This window comes from Turicibacter sanguinis, assembly GCF_013046825.1.
Taxonomy (GTDB): Bacteria; Bacillota_I; Bacilli_A; order MOL361; family Turicibacteraceae; genus Turicibacter; species Turicibacter sanguinis.
The window spans coordinates 2850018-2864634 of record NZ_CP053187.1 but is presented as its reverse complement, the minus strand read 5'-3'; the positions used below and the strand labels follow the sequence as shown (position 1 = coordinate 2864634).

At 35.1% G+C, this 14617-nt stretch carries 17 protein-coding genes; 14 read left to right on the top strand and 3 right to left on the bottom strand.

What is annotated here, in order from left to right:
* Positions 1-15: 15 nt before the first annotated feature.
* Positions 16-690, bottom strand: coding sequence for a CPBP family intramembrane glutamic endopeptidase (locus HLK68_RS13860; protein WP_006783798.1), 675 nt, complete (start codon positions 688-690; stop codon positions 16-18).
* Between the two features lie 437 nt (positions 691-1127).
* Here HLK68_RS13860 and HLK68_RS13855 point away from each other — a divergent pair, with 437 nt between their 5' ends.
* The 12 genes from HLK68_RS13855 to ylqF all read left to right on the top strand — a co-directional run bounded on the left by HLK68_RS13855 (position 1128) and on the right by ylqF (position 9958).
* Positions 1128-2516: an RnfABCDGE type electron transport complex subunit C gene (locus HLK68_RS13855; protein ID WP_009606231.1), complete on the top strand. Its 1389-nt coding sequence runs from the start codon at positions 1128-1130 to the stop codon at positions 2514-2516.
* A gap of 17 nt (positions 2517-2533) precedes the next feature.
* Complete coding sequence (locus HLK68_RS13850) at positions 2534-3622, top strand: RnfABCDGE type electron transport complex subunit D (protein WP_132942617.1); 1089 nt, start codon at positions 2534-2536, stop codon at positions 3620-3622.
* A 16-nt stretch (positions 3623-3638) separates the two neighbouring features.
* Positions 3639-4172 carry an FMN-binding protein gene (locus HLK68_RS13845; protein WP_006783795.1) on the top strand — a complete coding sequence of 178 codons (534 nt, stop codon included), beginning with the start codon at positions 3639-3641 and terminating at the stop codon, positions 4170-4172.
* A gap of 16 nt (positions 4173-4188) precedes the next feature.
* Entirely contained in the window at positions 4189-4809 is a 621-nt protein-coding gene (rsxE, locus tag HLK68_RS13840) for an electron transport complex subunit RsxE (RefSeq protein ID WP_006783794.1), read from the top strand.
* Complete coding sequence (gene rsxA / locus HLK68_RS13835) at positions 4810-5385, top strand: electron transport complex subunit RsxA (protein WP_006783793.1); 576 nt, start codon at positions 4810-4812, stop codon at positions 5383-5385. It abuts the gene before it with no gap.
* Entirely contained in the window at positions 5385-5543 is a 159-nt protein-coding gene (locus tag HLK68_RS13830; RefSeq protein ID WP_006783792.1) for a hypothetical protein, read from the top strand. The genes rsxA and HLK68_RS13830 overlap by 1 nt, the downstream gene beginning before the upstream one ends.
* Complete coding sequence (locus HLK68_RS13825) at positions 5540-5824, top strand: (Fe-S)-binding protein (protein WP_006783791.1); 285 nt, start codon at positions 5540-5542, stop codon at positions 5822-5824. Before HLK68_RS13830 ends, HLK68_RS13825 begins: the two co-directional genes overlap by 4 nt.
* A gap of 527 nt (positions 5825-6351) precedes the next feature.
* On the top strand, positions 6352-6858 hold the full coding sequence (rimM, locus tag HLK68_RS13820; protein WP_006783790.1) for a ribosome maturation factor RimM: 507 nt from the start codon (positions 6352-6354) through the stop codon (positions 6856-6858).
* The gene (trmD, locus tag HLK68_RS13815; RefSeq protein ID WP_006783789.1) at positions 6858-7592 is read left to right on the top strand and encodes a tRNA (guanosine(37)-N1)-methyltransferase TrmD; all 735 of its coding nucleotides are present in this window, start codon (positions 6858-6860) and stop codon (positions 7590-7592) included. The genes rimM and trmD overlap by 1 nt, the downstream gene beginning before the upstream one ends.
* Before the next feature lie 246 nt (positions 7593-7838).
* Positions 7839-8189, top strand: a complete 351-nt coding sequence (gene rplS / locus HLK68_RS13810; RefSeq protein ID WP_006783788.1) for a 50S ribosomal protein L19 — start codon at positions 7839-7841, stop codon at positions 8187-8189.
* Between the two features lie 217 nt (positions 8190-8406).
* Positions 8407-8961 (top strand): signal peptidase I, encoded by a 555-nt coding sequence (lepB, locus tag HLK68_RS13805; protein WP_006783787.1) that lies wholly within the window; start codon positions 8407-8409, stop codon positions 8959-8961.
* A gap of 124 nt (positions 8962-9085) precedes the next feature.
* The gene (gene ylqF / locus HLK68_RS13800; RefSeq protein ID WP_006783786.1) at positions 9086-9958 is read left to right on the top strand and encodes a ribosome biogenesis GTPase YlqF; all 873 of its coding nucleotides are present in this window, start codon (positions 9086-9088) and stop codon (positions 9956-9958) included.
* Positions 9959-10195: 237 nt separating this feature from the next.
* Here the strand turns inward: ylqF and HLK68_RS13795 are convergent, their stop codons facing one another.
* Entirely contained in the window at positions 10196-11482 is a 1287-nt protein-coding gene (locus tag HLK68_RS13795) for an ISL3 family transposase (RefSeq protein ID WP_170837683.1), read from the bottom strand.
* Positions 11483-11838: 356 nt separating this feature from the next.
* Here HLK68_RS13795 and HLK68_RS13790 point away from each other — a divergent pair, with 356 nt between their 5' ends.
* Both HLK68_RS13790 and HLK68_RS13785 read left to right on the top strand, forming a co-directional pair.
* Complete coding sequence (locus HLK68_RS13790) at positions 11839-12612, top strand: ribonuclease HII (RefSeq protein ID WP_055163659.1); 774 nt, start codon at positions 11839-11841, stop codon at positions 12610-12612.
* A gap of 91 nt (positions 12613-12703) precedes the next feature.
* The gene (locus tag HLK68_RS13785) at positions 12704-13498 is read left to right on the top strand and encodes a DNA-processing protein DprA (protein ID WP_006783784.1); all 795 of its coding nucleotides are present in this window, start codon (positions 12704-12706) and stop codon (positions 13496-13498) included.
* Positions 13499-13543: 45 nt separating this feature from the next.
* On the opposite strand, the gene HLK68_RS13780 is transcribed toward HLK68_RS13785, so the two are convergent.
* Positions 13544-14308 (bottom strand): polysaccharide deacetylase family protein, encoded by a 765-nt coding sequence (locus tag HLK68_RS13780; protein WP_009606632.1) that lies wholly within the window; start codon positions 14306-14308, stop codon positions 13544-13546.
* Between the last annotated feature and the right edge of the window lie 309 nt (positions 14309-14617).

Genomic DNA, 14617 nt, shown 5'->3' with positions numbered 1-14617 from the left:
GTTTCAGTGCTTTTTTTATTGCATTGATGAAATTAAGATGATGGTTGAAAATAAGTTTTGGAATAAATGAACGCCGATAGAATACCAGATGTTTTGATTTTTATAGTACGCATATCCAAGAGCAAATCCCATGGCAATATAAGGAATAGCATAAATAAAATCACCTGCGGAAATAACGTGAATCATTCCAAATAAGAAACTACTGAGGGCAATGCCAATCCATGGACGATTTAAGAAACCTTTCATAATCGTATAACGGAACACGACTTCTTCGACTAATGGGGCAAATAAGACGGTTGTGATTCCCATCAACACTGGATAGATGTTCATACATTGTTCAATGACTTGTTGATTGACTGATGATTCCTCAGATTGCGTGATCGCCATCACGATTAAATTTGCTAAAATGGAGCAACCCCATAAAATAATCCACCCCACTAAAACAGCACGAAGATATTTTCCAGTGGATTTGATTTCCTTTAATTCAGTTAATAATTCTTTTCCAAACAATAATAATGTAATCGCGACTAAAACTAGATAGGAAACAAGATTCGTATAAACTTGTAAAGCAATTGGATCTGAGATATTAAATAGAGCTGAAATTCCATATAGCGTGACGTATGGTAGTAAAAACATCACAAATACGTATGAAAAAATGAGTAAAACGGATTTAGATTGACGTAAATTCATCTGACACCTCCAAAAATGTTTTAATTATGGATTATTATAGCATACCGAATTTTAAAAAGAAACTGTTCGGGTATTGATTCAGTCTATGTTTTGAGAGGTGAAAATATATGATGATTCATAAAAAGAATGGATTTTCCTTCAGGTGCAATCACACAACTTTTCAAAATATGACAACTTAACTAATTTAGAAAATTTCAAATACCGGATGAGGGGATTTAGAGTTTTTTTCACAAACAGTAGGTCAGAATGAGTGAAATGAGTGGCTATTTTAGCCAAAAGAATCAGAGGAGTGATAAGATATTTGCGAAAGAGAGTGAACTTTTTAAGTCAAAATGCAAATTATCCGCCTAAGGGTATAATAACTTTTCATTTTTAAAAATATAGTGTGTTAGAGGGGCGTTATGCTCATCAGGAGCTTTATTTGAGGAGGATAAAACATGAGGGTGATTGATCGGATTTTAAAACCGGATCCTTATACTCATATTCCGGGAAAAAAAGAGTTAGCTTTAACTGTGGATGTCATGGAATACAATAATTCAAATTTTGTTTATATTCCACTGACTAATCATACAAGTTTAAATTGTAAAGCCATTGTTGAAGTGGGAGATCATGTGTATGTAGGAACTGAAGTGGGTCATCGAACGGATGGGATTAACATTCCAATGCATGCAAGTATTAGTGGAGATGTTGTTGCGATTGAAAAGAAATGGCATCGAAGTGGAAAACAAGTGTTGTGTGTTAAAATTCAAAATGATTTTAAATATGAAATGGATCCAAGCTGTGTACCACCCGCTGATTCAAGTGTTTTAAGTCGAGAAGACATTGTGGAGATGATCCGTAAAAATGGGGTTGTCGGGCTTGGAGGTAGCGGATTTTCAACGTATATTAAATACTTAAATCCAGAAGGAATCCATACTGTTTTAATTAATGGTGTTGAATGTGAACCGTATTTAACAACAGATTATCATTTTATGTTTGATCAACCAGAACGGTTCTTTGATGGAATTTCATTTTTAATGAAAGCAGCAGATGTTAAAAAAGGAATCATTGCCATTAAGAAAGGGAAAAAGAAATTAAAAGCTTTTTTAGAGCAAAAGATTGATGAGTATCAAGTTCGAGATCAAATTTCTGTTTACGAGGTACCAGATGCTTATCCACTCGGCTGGGAGAAAGTCTTGATTAAAACGATTACAGGTCGAGAGTATGATCGCTTACCTTCAGAACTTGGATTTACTGTTTCAAATGTTGGAACGGCTATTGCGACTTCATTTGCTGTTCGTGATAATCGGCCATTTATTCGCCGACTAGTCACAGTTTCTGGAGAAGGGATTAAACGTCCAGGACTTTACTATGTCCGAATTGGAACGCCGGCTAAAGAGTTAATTCAATTAGCCGGAGGGTATATTGATGATGCAGATGAAATTAAAATCATTGTTGGGGGACCGATGATGGGTGGCGTGATGAGAAGTGATGATTTTGTCATATCACGTGGGGTTAATGGAATTGTGGTATTACCAACGAAGAAAAAAGAGGGGCCCGATAAAGGCTTTGACCGAATTAAGGATATTTTATGGCCGAACTATAAAAAAGAGGTCATCATGGAAAAAGATGAACAACCGTGTGTGAGTTGCGGTCGTTGTACTGATCATTGTCCAACGGGATTACAACCTGTTTTGATTAAGGATATGGCTAAACTTAAAGATAAAGAGCGTCTCACTAAGTTAAATGCGAAATCTTGCGTAGAATGCGGGATGTGTACGTATGTTTGTCCATCGCATATTGAAGTGACAGAGTTTGTGCGACGAGCCAAACGAATTTTAAAATAAGAGGGGAAGAGAAGAACATGGCAAAAATCGCAAAATGGTCACCAACGCCACACTTACATAGTCGAAGTAGTACACAACAGATTATGTATGAATTTAGTGCCGTTTTAGGTGTGATTAGTTTAATTGCAATTAGCGTTTATGGTTATACCTTTGGAGGTGCCTATGCCCTAAAAGCTATATGGATGTTACTCGTTTCAATAATATCTGCTATTTTAACCGAAACCATTTTCTTTGCATGTGGTCGTCGATTTAAAGATGTTTATGAATGGTTAACGCTAATTGTAAAATCGTATTCACTTATTACCGCTATTTTATTAGCTCTTTGTTTGCCGATTGGAACTCCTTTAATGGTCGTTGCGATTGGTTCTTGTGTCAGTGTTTGGCTTGGAAAGTTAGTGTTTGGGGGCGTTGGTTATAACCCGTTTAATCCAGCACTGGTTGGTCGTGCCTTGGTCACGATTTCATTTGGAGGATTATTAACGACAACTTTAACACAAGTTGATGCCGTTACCTCGGTGACTCCTCTGGTGCATTTGGCGCAAAATCAATATATTGGGACGTATGAACAATTAACGGCTCCATATGGTGGACTAGTCGGTTTGTTAATGGGGACTTATGGTGGAGCAATTGGGGAGAGTATTTCATTTGCTATTATCATAGCCATGATTTATTTAGTGGTTCGTCGAATTATTGATTGGCGAATTCCTGCCTTTTATTTAGGAACCGTCTTTTTCATGACATGGATAGTTGGAGCAATGAATGGAGTGGCTGGGATTTGGTATCCGTTGTTTCATCTTTTAAGTGGAGGCATTTTATTTGGAGCTACGTTTATGGCAACTGACTTAGTGACCTCACCCGTTTCTAGAAAAGGGAAAGTGTTTTTTGGAATGGCACTTGGAATCTTAACGGTCATCATCAGACTGCTTGGAAATTACCCAGAAGGTGTGTTTTTCTCTATTTTAATCATGAATTTATTTAAACCTGTCATTGACCGAGGATTTATGGGACGAATGAATCTTCCACTTAAACGAGGAGAAATTTGTTTTTGGTTAGTTAGCTTTTTGATTGTTATTGGTATTGCTGTCTTAATTGGAATCATGATTTAAAGTGAGGTGAGACGTTGTGGTAAAAAAACCAATCTATTTAGCTTGTTTTTTGGCCGTTATTGGAATTATTTGTGCAGGATTAATTGCGAGTGTGAATACGATGACAGCCCCTATTATCAGTGAGCGTGAAAAAGCGGAAAAAGAGGCCACTATATTAGATTTTTTTCCGAGTATGACGCGTTTTGAAGAGTCAGATACATCGGAATCGGAAGAGTTTAAAGCGATTCAGGTGATTTATAATATTTATGATCAAGATAATGATTGCATGGGCCGAATTTATGAATTAGCGACGAAAGGTTATGGGGGCGATATTCAAATGTTCGTAGCCTATGATTTAAAGACAAAGGAATTGATTAATCTCCGCTATATTGGAACATTTAGTGAGACGCCTGGATTTGGGAGTCGGGTGAAAGAGGATGAGTTTTTATCTCAGATATTAAATAAACCGGTGGATGGCATGAGTATTGATACATTATCAGGCGCGACGATTACGAGTTCAGCGGTTAAGAAGGCGATTGATGAGGCGAATGCACATTTTTTAAAACATTAGAATTGGGGGGAAGAGGATGACGAAGAAGGAAATTTTGAAGCGGGGTCTCATCACTGAGAATCCGTTATTTGTTTTATTACTTGGAATGTGTCCTTCGCTTGGTGTCACGACATCTTTGCAAAATGCACTTGGGATGGGGTTAAGTGTTGTTTTTGTGTTACTTTTTTCAAATATTGTCGTGTCGTCAATTAGAAAATTAGTACCAGATGAAGTTCGAATTCCTGTTTTTATTGTGATTATTTCAACAGGTGTGACAATCCTTGAGATGCTTTTAAACGCGTATGTTCCATCACTTGCTGCAAGGCTTGGAATTTTTATTCCATTAATTGTCGTGAATTGTATTATTCTCGGACGTGCTGAAAGCTTTGCAAGTAAAAACAAGGTGATTGATTCTATTTTTGATGCACTTGGAATGGGGTTTGGATTTACGCTTGGACTTTGTGTATTGGCAAGTTTCCGTGAATTAATCGGTGCAGGAAGTTTATTTGGCGTTCAATTTTTACCCGAGTCGATTAGTATTCCAATCTTTATTTATCCAGCGGGTGCTTTTTTGGCACTTGGATTAATTATTGGAATCATGAATCAATATCGGATCTCTCAATCAAAAAAAAGAGTGAAACAGGAGGTGAAGGCGTAGATGGAAACTTTAGTTCCAATTGCATTGACTGCATTACTGGTTCAAAACGTTATTTTATCTCAGTTTTTTGGAATCTGTCCCTTCATTGGAGTTTCTAAAAAGACAGAGTCTGCAATCGGGATGGGATTGGCTGTCACGTTTGTTATGGTCGTTTCATCAAGTGTTTCATGGCTTGTTTATGAATATATTTTAGTGCCTTGTGATATGACGTACATGAGAACCATCACGTTTATTTTAGTTATCTCTTCTTTAGTTCAGTTCGTTGAGATGGTAGTTAAGAAGTTTTCACCGAAACTTTATAAGTTACTGGGAGTTTATTTACCACTTATTACGACTAACTGCGCTGTTCTTGGAATTGCCGTGTTATCGATTGATAATCAGTATAACTTAATAGAAACCATTGTGTTTAGCTTATTTTCAGCACTTGGATTTACGTTAGTTATTTATTTATTTTCTGTGATTCGTGAACGATTAGAACTTGCTCCAATTCCAGAAGCGTTAAGAGGGGTTCCGATTGCTTTAATTACAGCCTCGATTATGTCAATCATCTTCATGGGATTTGGAGGGATTGTTTGATGGCGCCGATTGTTTTATTTGTTGTCTTGGTGAGCATTTTTATGTGGACATACGTCATGAATAAAAGAACCGAAGCTCCAATTACAATAAACGAACAGACGTCTTGTCATCGTTGTTCGAATCATACTTGTTCTCATTATAAGGGGGGAGAAGAGTGAGTGCGATTTTAGTTCCTATTATAGTCATTGGAGGTTTAGGATTAGTACTTGGCGGACTGCTTGGGTTGGCGAACCTTTATTTAAAAGTTGAAGTTGATCCGCGAATTGAAAAGTTAATTGCAATGTTACCGGGATATAACTGTGGTTCATGTGGATTTCCTGGTTGTTCTGGTTTAGCAGAAGACATCATTGAAAATGGAGGTACCGTTAACTCATGTAAACCATGTAGTGCAGATGCTAAAGCTAAAATTAATGAATTTTTAAAAGAAAATAAAGGATAACAAAAAAGCCCCTTCGCTTTTGTTGATGCGATGGGGCTTTTTCAAATAATAGATCTCTATTTTTTGTTCGGAGTTAAACGTTCTTCTTATTACCCCACCAAAGGAGGAATAAAAACGTGTGGGGCCCCGCCTTTTTATTTAATCTAGTTTCGAAGAACAACTCCTCCATAAAGTTCCATCCACCTAACACCTCAAAAGGTGAGGTGGAGATGTCTGTTAACTTTTGTTCGGAGTTAAACGTTCTTCTTATTACCCCACCAAAGGAGGAATAAAAACGTGTGGGGCCCCGCCTTTTTATTTAATCTAGTTTCGAAGAACAACTCCTCCATAAAGTTCCATCCACCTAACACCTCAAAAGGCGAGGCGGAGATGTCTGTTAACTTTTGTTCGGAGTTAAACGTTCTTCTCCACCTTTTTATTGTATAAAATTGTTTTTTGTATTACCATAATAAAGATAGATGTTGTTGAAAGGTTGCGAGTTAAGTCGATTTGATTTTAATTGGCACTTTTTATAGGAGGTTTTTATTGTGGAATTTTTACAAGTTGGTAAAATTGTAAACACGCATGCCTTACAAGGTGAGGTTAAGGTTGTTTCAAATAGTGATTTTAAAGAGGAACGTTTTAAAAAAGGAAGTCAGTTGTTTATTGAGTTTAATGGTGAGTACATCGAAGTTATAGTTGCGACGCATCGTGAACATAAAGGCGCAGACTTATTAAAATTTAAACATTTAAATTCGATTAATGATGTTGAAAAATATAAAGGTTGTGATTTATTAGTATCGGCTGAAAATTTAGATGATTTAGATGAAAATGAGTTTTATTATTTTGAGATCATTGGATGCACAGTTAAAGCAACAACAGGTGAAGAAATCGGAGAAATTACTGAAATTTTAGAAACAGGTGCGAATGATGTTTGGGTGGTTAAGCGTAAAGGTCAAAAAGATGCGTTAATTCCATACATCGAAGATGTGGTTAAATCGGTTGATGTTGAAGCCAAAGAAGTTATCATTGAAGTATTAGAAGGATTATTATAATGAAGATTGATGTCTTAACTTTATTTCCTGAAATGTTTTCAGGAGTTTTTAATGGTTCCATTTTAAAACGTGCCCAAGATCGTGGAGCTGTGACACTAAATACAGTGAATTTCCGTGATTTTTCACAAAACAAACATAAAAAAGTAGATGATTATCCGTATGGTGGTGGAGCGGGAATGCTTTTAGCGCCTCAACCGATTTTTGATGCGGTTGAATCAGTGTGTCAAAATAGTAGCGCGAATCCTCGTATTATTTTGATGTGTCCTCAGGGAGAGCCTTTTACTCAAGCGAAAGCAGAAGAATTATCAAAAGAGGAGCATCTGATTTTTATTTGTGGTCATTATGAAGGCTTTGATGAACGAATTCGAGAACATTTAGTGACTGATGAATTATCACTTGGTGATTATGTGTTAACAGGTGGTGAACTTGCTTCGATGGTGATGACAGATGCCATTGTTCGTCTGCTTCCTGATGTGTTAGGAAAACAGGAATCTCATGAAAATGATTCATTTTCAATGGGATTACTAGAGTTTCCACAGTATACCCGTCCGGTTGATTTTAGAGGAATGACAGTTCCGCCTGTTTTAATGTCAGGGAATCATAAAGAGATTGAAAAGTGGCGTCATGAACAATCCCTTTATCGTACGTGGTCTCGTCGTCCTGATTTATTAAAGCATCACGAATTGAGTGAAGCCGATCAAAAAATCATTGAAAAGTTTGAAAATGAGAAATAAGAGATAGCCGACGCTATCTTTTTTTATTAGCCGAAGACAAGTTTTGCATATTGTAGAAAAATGTGGTCTAAGCTCGTCAGGTGCCCTCGAAAAAACAACCTTTTTTGAAAAATATTTATAAAAAAAGATTGAATTGAAGAGTTGTTTATGATATGATTCATGACGTGCCATTGGAGCATAAACACCAAATTCCGCTGAGTTAGAAGGCTAACTGAATGAATTTGCGATGAAGGAGCGTGTAGACAAATGAGTCAACAATTAATCAATGAATTAACACAATCTTATTTAAAAACTGACTTACCAGAATTCCGCGCAGGAGATAACGTTCGTGTAAGCGTACGTATCAAAGAGGGTAACCGTGAGCGTATTCAGGCATTCGAAGGTTTAGTTTTAAAACGTCAAAATGGAAAAGGAATCAGTGGAACATTCACAGTTCGTAAAGTATCTTTCGGATGTGGTGTTGAGCGTACATTCCCATTACATTCACCAGTTATCGAAAAAATCGAAGTTACTCGTCGTGGTAAAGTTCGTCGTGCAAAACTTAACTACATCCGTAGCTTATCAGCTAAAGCTGCTCGTATTAAAGAGCGTCGATAGTTTTAGTTTAAAACAATTACCTCAATTGCAACGAAGATGTCCTAAAAACCTTGTTTTAGGGCATCTTTTTTTATGAAAAACTTCAACTTTATGGTAAAATTAACATTAAACTGAATGTGTCCAGTTAAGAAGGCGTATAATAAAAAGTAGCAAAATTTTTATTTTTAAATCGTTTGAGAGAACTGACGATACAAAATAAACGTGTGGAGTGAAAGGAATGAAAAAAGTATTACTAGAGATATTTGATTGGGTAAAAACATTTGTTATTATTTTTATTATCGTAACACTTGTTCATAAGTATGTTTTTACACCTGTAAAAGTAGATGGGCCTTCTATGTATCCAACCTTACACCATGAAGACTCAGTTATTTTATGGGAATTTAATTATAAACCCAAAGCCTTTGATGTTATCGTATTTGAATATTCGCCAGATGTTTACTATGTTAAACGTGTGATTGGATTACCAGGACAAACCGTCCGTTATGAAGATGATCAGCTTTATATTGATAATCAACCTATAGCCGAACCTTTTTTAGAGGCAGGAAAAGAAATCATATCATATGTGGATGATTTTACATTTGATTTCACCTTACAAGAAATTTGTCAGTTTGATCCTTGCGATGTGATTCCAGAAGGCTATTATTTAGTACTTGGCGATAATCGTCCACATAGTAAAGATAGTCGTCATATTGGTTTGATTAGTGAAGATCAAATCCTTGGTAAAGCGACCTGGATTCAATGGCCTTTATCACATTTTGGTAAAGTTGAGTAATCAAACTTTGGTCGAAATTTTGGATTTTTTAAGTTATAATAGTAGAAGTAAACGAAATTAATTAAAGTTTTAAAGCTTAAAAACCTATGATGATAGGTTAAAATACAGCTTAGGGAGTGACAAGATGACAGTACAATGGTTTCCAGGGCATATGGCCAAAGCTCGCCGTCAAATTCAAGAAAAATTACAATTAGTGGATATTGTGTTTGAATTACTAGATGCACGAATTCCGTATTCATCAAGTAATCCAATGATGAATGAAATTATTAAACATAAACCAAAATTAATCATTTTAAATAAAGTGGACATGGCTGATCCTAATGTCACACAACAGTGGCTTAATTATTTCAAAGAGCAAGGTCAACCTGCAATTACGATTGATGCTCTTCACCAAAATGCGATTAAGCAAATAACAGAGGCATCAAAAGAAATTTTAAAGGAAAAATTCGCTAAAGAAAAAGCGAAAGGATTACGTCCTCGCCCAGTTCGTGCGATGATTTTAGGTATCCCAAATGTTGGAAAGTCAACGTTGATGAACAATTTAGCTAAACGTAAAGCGGCTCAGACTGGAGACCGTCCGGGAGTTACAAAAGCTCAACAATGGGTGAAAGTTGGACAAGAGCTAGAGTTATTAGATACACCAGGAGTGTTATGGCCTAAATTTGAAGAAAAACGTGTGGGTTATAATTTAGCAGTAACGGGTGCAATTAAGGATACGATTTTAACCCTTGATCATATTATTTTATATGCGTTAGACTATTTAATTCAACATTATCCACAGCGCCTAATTGAACGTTACCATTTAAGTGGGAACTTCGAAGATAAAGTAGCGGTTCTAGAGGAAATTGGAACGAAACGTGGGTTCTTGCAATCAGGTGGAATTGTTGACTATGATAAAGTTTATGAAATTTTATTACGTGAAATTCGTAGCCTAAAATTAGGACGACTATCATTTGAATGTCCAAAAGATTTAAATCAAGAAACGGTCAGTGAATAAAGGATAAAAATTTAGATAAGTTTTCGGACTTGGGAAGCTTTTATTTGAATTAAAGTGTGCTTTATTTGTAACAAGGCTTCAGGATGAAGTCTAATTTTAAAAATACTTCTGTCTAGATAGAAAGAGAATGAGTTCTAAGATTAGGAATTCATTCTCTTTTTATGGTTCTTTGTCAAATAGTGTTGCTGATTAATTTGTAACCTATTACAATGAACGACCGAATTGAAATCCTAGTAGCTATGCTGCTAGGATTTTTCTTTTGGGTTTAGTTAGATTTTGAATCATAAGAATTCTTGATTTGAAATGATAGAAGCTGCGATATCCAAACGCGATACGTTTGATGACTTTAATTTTATTATTGATTCCTTCAATAGGATCATTAGTATAGGGAGTAGTCAGAGTATTGTAGATATAAGAAGCATAGGTTTTAAAGGTTTGAAAAGATGTTTGAAGTTCGGGTGAAATCATTGGATGTTCTGTTTCAAGTAAGTGATTAAATCGATTCACATTTTTCGATTGAATGGCGAATAGTAAATCTTGATAAAGCTCATAAGTTGCTTTTAATTCGGGTGATAAATCGAGAAGGAAGTTTAAGATATCTATTTCACGCATCGGTTGCTTAAAACAATAAACAGATCGATAAGTTGTGGTATCGAGTAGGGTATGTGATTTTAAAAATAGTCGCCAGTAACGTTTGAATTTACGACCATGTTTTTTGAATTTTTTCATTAATCGAATACGTGTTTTATTGAGTGCACGGGAGATATGTTGAACGAGGTGAAACTTATCAAGGACAATTTTGGCATGAGGAAAAAGCTCCTTAATCAAACTGATATAAGGGGCGTACATATCAGTGACAATATGTTTCACACGCGCACGAGCTTCTTTTGTGTATCGCTTGAAATAAGTCTGAAGAGAGGTTAAGCGTCGATCTTCAATGATATCAATAATCTGCTTGGTATCTGCATCACAAAAGATAAAAGACATATGACCCTCAGCCGATTTTACCGATTTAAATTCATCAAAACAAAGATTTTCAGGTAGATCATTAAAGTTCAAAGTTTGAGATTCATAAAAGCTATGAATGATCCGATTAACGGTTGAATGAGAAACTTGATGGCGACGGGCAATATCGCACTCTGAAATTTTATTTTGAGCTTCTAAAGCAATCGCGTGTTTCGTATTGTAAGAAATATAACAGTTCTTTTCAACAATAGATGTTTTTAATGTAAAGGTGGATTGACAATGCCCACAATAATAACGCTGTTTCTTTAAAACTAAATAGGTATCATGGAGTGATACTTTTGGAATGATAATTCGAGAAGTTTTAAACCCATGCTTTTTAAAATTGGAATCAAAAAGAGTTCCACAGTGTTCACAATGAGTGGGTTGGTAAGATAAGATTCCCTTAAAAACAAAGCTAGTGATCCCATTTAATTTAACTTCTTCAAAATAATCTTCAGGAAAGATGATATTTTTATCTTTAATATTTAAAAATTTTCTAGTAGAATATGAGTGAGACATCAAAAATTATCCTTTCAATATTGTTTTAGCCGATAACATTGTAACAGGATAGAGACTTGATGTCTCTTTTTTTGATGCCATAAAAAAGGCGTTGCTTAGTTAGCAACACCAAATATTATAGAACCCTTTTTATTTGATTTGAGAAAAAAGAAGAATTTTGTCTATAAATGAGAAACAAATTTAAAATGATGTAGAAATTGGATAAAAATGATGTTAAAATTAAAAAAGTTTGAAAATGGAAGATAGAGGTTTAAAATTAGAAATTTAGGCACTTTTACTGACAATGTTGACTATTTTACAAAACGTTGGTAGAATGAATAAGTTATCGCTTTTTAATTGGAAAGGTGAGCTGCACAATGAGTGAAAAGTACACGGTAGAGGAAATAAAAAGAATCTTACAACAAGATGTTGTTGATGAAGTATTTATAGATGAATTAAAACAAGATGGACGTACGAGCGTTCAAAAACTACTAAAACAGTATGAAAATAAGATTCAAAAAGAATATGATGAGTTTCAAAAATTTATTACGATGTCAATTTATGAAAATGAATTGCGTTACAGTGGAATCGAATTAATTGCCGGAGTCGATGAGGTTGGACGTGGACCGTTAGCGGGACCGGTTATTGCGGCAGCTGTTATCTTACCTGCAGATTGTTGGTTGTTTGGAATTGATGATTCTAAGAAATTATCAGAGCCTAAACGACTATATTTTTATGAGCAAATCAAAAAGAATGCGATTAGTATTGGGATTGGAATTTGTACGAGTGAAGAAATTGATCAATATAATATCTATGAGGCAACTAAAATTGCAATGGAACGAGCCGTTTCAAAATTAAATCCTAAACCTCAACATTTATTACTAGATGCTATGAGTCTACCGAGATTAGATATTCCTCAAACATCAATTATTAAAGGTGATTCTAAAAGTGTTTCGATAGCAGCAGCCAGTATTATTGCCAAAGTAACACGTGATGCCTATATGAAGAAGTTAGGTTCAGCTTATCCGCAATATGGGTTTGAACGCCACGTTGGATATGGGACAAAAGAACATTTACTAGCTATCGAGCAACATGGAATTATTTCTGAACATCGTAAGTCATTTGAACCAATTCGTTCAAAATTTAATTAGATTAAGAGAGCTTTTAATTATATAAGCTCTTTTTTTTATCTTTTCAGAAGGAAAATAGACAAGTAAAGCGTATATCACAGTAGGTGATGATATGACAATGCGAAATCGATTAATAAAGTTAAGTATTCTGAAGCGTGGAAATTGGTTTTTAATGTATGAGGCATTAAGACAAGATCCTAAATTAACACAGTTTTCTATTGAACCATCAGCTGAATCCTTATTTGATGACATTCAAACTAGAATTGTCACGATTGTTGATGAGGAATATCCCAGTTATTTTAAACAAATGGAAATGCCACCCTTTGTCTTGTATTATCAAGGAGACCTTAACTTACTTAAAGAGAAAAAAATTGGAATTATGGGAACGAATCGGCCTTCAACTTATGGAATGAAATCATGCCAGACCTTAGTTGCTCAATTAATTAACCAAAACATCGTGATAGTTGGGGGCTTGGATTTAGGGATTGATGCGATTGCACATCATGTCTCTTCTAAAAATGGAAAAAGTATTGCCGTGTTAGCGTCTGGATTTTCAAGAATTTATCCGTCGGAAAATTATCAACTTTATCAATTAATGGCAAAGGGACATTTAGTTATCAGTGAGTTTCCCCCGCATATTCCGATAGGGCGACAACATTTTTACCTGAGAAATCGAATTATTACAGCTTTGAGTGATATTTTAATGATTATTGAAGCAACTAAAGAAGGAAGAATGACGCATGTAGCCAAACAGGCTTTATACGATGGAAAAATTATTTATGCTTTACCAGGAGAATATAATTCTATCTATTCAGAAGGGAGTTTAGAATTAATTAAAGAAGGAGCGAATTGTTTAACTGATTATAAAGAGATATTAGATGAATTAAAGATGATTTATCCGTTATAGAGGAAAGAAAAAAGGTGAGACTAACAGCTGTTAGCCTCACCTTTTTTAATAGTTATCATTTAGATGGAAATTATAAGGAAAGTGCTCGTCTTGATTATAGGCTTTGAAGAGATAGCCTTGTTCTTTATAGTGGGAAATAATCAGAGGTAATACTTCTAGAGTAATCGGAAGCTCGTGTTCAAGTAATATCTCTCTTTCCCCCGCAGGAAACTCATTTAAAAAGGTCATAATCGATTCGACGGTTGTTTCTTCACGCCAATCATTGGTATCGATTGACCAGTCCCAAATTTTGAATCCGGCTTCTCCAACGTTATTAAAAATAACATCAGGCATAAAAGAGCTTCCATAAGGGGGGCGAATAATAACAGTTTTATAACCAATTAAGGGTTCAAGATAAGATTGGAGTTCTAAAGACTCTTCAAGTAGTTTATAAGGTTCTGCTTCGTTATAAATCACATCACGATTGTGAGAGATTGAATGTAGGCCAATCGTATGACCATGCTTGGCAGCATAACGAACCGAATCTTCTTTTCCATCGACATTTTTTCCAATAAAAAAGAAGGTTGCAGGAACTTGGTGTTCATCTAAAATATCGACAATTTTTTTAGTGTACTCACTTGGACCATCATCAAATGTTAAATACATGACCTTTTGATTAGCTAAATGTTCTTCTTCAATGGCTTCAGGTTGTATCTCAACGTCTGAATTATGCTGTAAGATCTGATGATCTTTGAAAATGAAGGTCACTACCACTCCGATAGCGAGTCCAAGCGTGATGATTGAAAATATCATTTTTTTAAAGTTATTCATGATTTATCCTCCCGGTTTTTATCATAATTTATTGAAAGATTATAACATAAATCCAAATATAGTAAAAATATTTTGGAGGATTTAGGGGAAAAAAGAAGAGAATCGGTAAAGGTAGGACGATAATATTGTTAAATTATAGTTTAAATATTGACAAGCTTGATATAAACCAGTAATATTTTTTGTGTTTTATTTTGATTCATATCACACCGATGAGTTGACACCAAGAGAACAAATAGTTTGATACGTTATAATTGATGGGTTAAATGAAGAAAATAAGTCATTGCATCATGACTGATTGATGAATGGATA